Source organism: Dysosmobacter sp. Sow4_B12 (assembly GCF_052116665.1).
Taxonomy (GTDB): Bacteria; Bacillota; Clostridia; order Oscillospirales; family Oscillospiraceae; genus Oscillibacter.
This window is the reverse complement of the sequence record NZ_JBQKKR010000033.1, coordinates 1-541: the sequence shown is the minus strand read 5'-3', so window position 1 is coordinate 541 and position 541 is coordinate 1. Positions and strand designations below refer to the sequence as shown.

General features: G+C 46.2%; 1 protein-coding gene. It reads left to right on the top strand.

Going from position 1 to position 541, the window contains the following annotated elements; genetic code table 11:
• Positions 1-243: 243 nt before the first annotated feature.
• A partial coding sequence (locus ACTQ4R_RS12995; protein ID WP_441629345.1) for an IS110 family transposase occupies positions 244-541 on the top strand: 298 nt, incomplete at its 3' end.

Sequence of the window (541 nt, the reverse complement as noted above, 5' to 3'; positions counted from 1 at the left end):
GATTAGTAATATATAAGCGAGGGTGTTACAGCCTTCGCTTTTTCCTTTATGATGAAGGTGATTGGCTGACGGAATTTCCGATTGGGACCCCACGCCCGCAGACAAATGTGTCAGCCAGCCTTCATCATTCTGCATTCGATTCAGCAAGTTGGGACAAATCACTGCTCCCGTTTCACGGACTAATCTGATTGAATTTTGAAGTGCTGGAACCAATCGTATCTCAACTAATGAAGGAGGAGTTTCATGATCGCAGTTGGAATCGACATATCCAAAGCCAAGAGCACCGTTGCGGTGATTGATTCAGACGGTACAGTTCTGGCAAGTCCATTCACAATGGCTCATACGCAGCCGGATATGGAGGCTTTCGTGACATATCTGAAGGGACTTGGAGAACCCATAACCATTCTTATGGAGTACACTGGCCACTACCATTACCCGGTGCTCAAGAAGCTTCAAGACGTGGGATTTCCCGTTTGCATCGTTAATCCATACCAGATGAAAAAATACGGGGATGTAGAGATTCATAAGGCGAAGACGGACA